Annotated in this window: 2 protein-coding genes; both read left to right on the forward strand. The window is 39.5% G+C overall.

Features of this window, described 5'->3' with window-relative positions:
• A partial coding sequence (locus WBM70_RS06155; RefSeq protein WP_424557626.1) for a TonB-dependent receptor plug domain-containing protein occupies positions 1 to 1,581 on the forward strand: 1,581 nt, incomplete at its 5' end.
• Between the two features lie 198 nt (positions 1,582 to 1,779).
• Positions 1,780 to 2,343, forward strand: coding sequence for a hypothetical protein (locus WBM70_RS06160; RefSeq protein ID WP_424557627.1), 564 nt, complete (start codon positions 1,780 to 1,782; stop codon positions 2,341 to 2,343).
• The last annotated feature ends 89 nt before the right edge of the window (positions 2,344 to 2,432 follow it).

Consider the following 2,432-nt stretch of genomic DNA (forward strand, 5'->3'; position numbering starts at 1 on the left):
CAACAGACTTCATTCTTTATGAGAGGCGCTGATTCAGGTAAGGTACTCGTACTCTTGGACGGTATGCGTCTCAATGACCCAAGTACTACCAATGGCACTACACTGCTTGACAGTCTCACAACAAGCAACATCGCACAAATAGAGATCATCAAAGGCGGGACAAGCAGTATCTGGGGATCTAATGCATCAGCCGGTGTCATTAACATCATTACCAAAGAAGCCCAAGAAGGTCTACACGGCTCTTTTGCACTTGGCTATGGTTCATTCAACACCAAAGAGACAGAGGCACAACTCTCTTACGCAGATGAAAAACTCTCTGCTCAGGTTCTGGCTTCTTATCTTGATACTGATGGCTTTTCCGCCTTGGCACCAAGAGAGGCTGAAAAAGATGGATATACGAACAAAGACCTCAATCTCAAATTTGGCTATGCCTTCAATGAAAACAATAGAGTAAACCTAAATTATAACCGTATTAAGACAGAGACCGAATATGATGACAGCTGGTCAGTTTTACAAGCAGATGATGACTACTCTCACAGTACATCAGATCAGGAAAACTATGCATTGGATTATCATTATGACCTGGATAACTATAGTGCTACGCTGCATGCCAGCAGAGGTGAGTATGACAGAGATTATTATACTACAGGCATGTACGGTGATGGACATAATGTCTACAAGGCCACGCTCAAAGAGTATGCACTTATCAATGCATATGCTTACACTGATGGCAAAGCAGTCCTGGGACTGGAATACAAAGAGATAGACGGATTTAACCAATACAATACTTTTCCGGAAAGTCAATCTGATTACAGCAATAAAGCTGTCTATATTTCTAATCTCTATGATATCAATGAAAACACAATGTTGGAAACCAATCTCAGATACGATAATTATGATGAATTTGAAAACAAAACGACCTATAAGGTCGGAGTCAAACATCAGCATCATTTCCTAGAAGGATTGACGACCTCTGCCAACTATTATACCTCCTATGATGCACCCAGTGCCTATCAATTAGCCAATGTAGTATTCGGTACTCTTTTAAACCCCAGTTACACAAAAGGGTATGATATCTCAGCTGCCTATAAAGAGTTTCTCTCTTTGACCTATTTTAACAATAAAGTAGAAGATGCTATCGACTGGGAACCCATCAACTATGGATATACAAATGTAGATGGTACATCCAAGTTTTCAGGACTTGAAGTAGAAAGCAGCTATGCATTAGATACTTATGATCTCATACTCTCAGCAAACTATACGTATCTATTTGAGTACACCAAAGAAGATGGAACAGTCCTCCCAAGACGTGCAAAAGATACCCTCAATACCTCACTAACCTACCACACTCAAAATGAGATGTACTTTGGGTTAGATGCACAGTATATAGGTGACAGAGAAGAGTTTGGACAAAGCACAGGAAACTACACCCTCTGGAACCTCAATTTTAGCACTGAGATCATAGATGATATTGACTTGAACATCAATGCGAAGAATATCTTTGACAAAGAGTATCAATCCGTCTATGGTTACGCAACAGAAGGCAGATCACTCTATGCAAAAATAAAGTATAGCTTTTAATCGTGCTCCGCACGCCTCTGACATCACGAACACCCTTTATAGAGAAGCGATTTGAGAGTGATGTCGATTTTTTTGCTTCGTTTTTTTCTAAAAAAGTGAAGAGAGAAATATCACCGCAGTTCAAGGGATAAGGAAGCCTGCTAAAATCAAACAAGTTCTTGAAACTAATATAATGAAAATAATAGGATATAATCACTCATGTTAAAAATTATTCCAACCTGGTTCATCAGATACAAGTTTTTCAACTCCCTCTTTTTGGGATTGAGTGTAGGTGCGATCTTTACACTCTATGCACCCCTTGAACCTTCTATCTATTCACTCGGTGGAGTTATGCTCGCTATCGGTATGCTGCTTGTAGCACGTCTCTATCATCACATACTCAATGCAAAGTGGTTCTTTAGGATCTCTCTCTTTGTAGAACTGGTCTTACTACTAACAATGCTCTATTTTCTGTATGCATCATATACCTATCAGACAGCCCTACTGCTTTATGTCGGTTATCAGGTGACGTTTCTCTTTGGCAGCTACCTCATAAGAGCAGAAACCCTGCTCTTACAAACAGACACACTTCTCACAAAAGTGGACACTGCAAAACAACTGGGGTATCTCTTTGGTATGGGTGTCTCTTATATCCTCTATAAACTCTTTGCCCACTATGGAATAGAAGATCCACAAGTGCAAGTTTATAATCTGCATTTTATACTTATATCTATTGAAGCAGTTGTGATTGCATTGATCTGGAAGAGCTTTTCAAAAGCCTAGATTTCACCCAATTACCAATCACTAATTATGAACATTTTCTCTTTTGACGTTTGATCATAGCTCCAAGAGCCATATAAAGAAGCACCACA

The sequence above is a fragment of the Sulfurovum sp. genome (assembly GCF_049668085.1).
In the GTDB taxonomy this organism is placed as follows: domain Bacteria; phylum Campylobacterota; class Campylobacteria; order Campylobacterales; family Sulfurovaceae; genus Sulfurovum.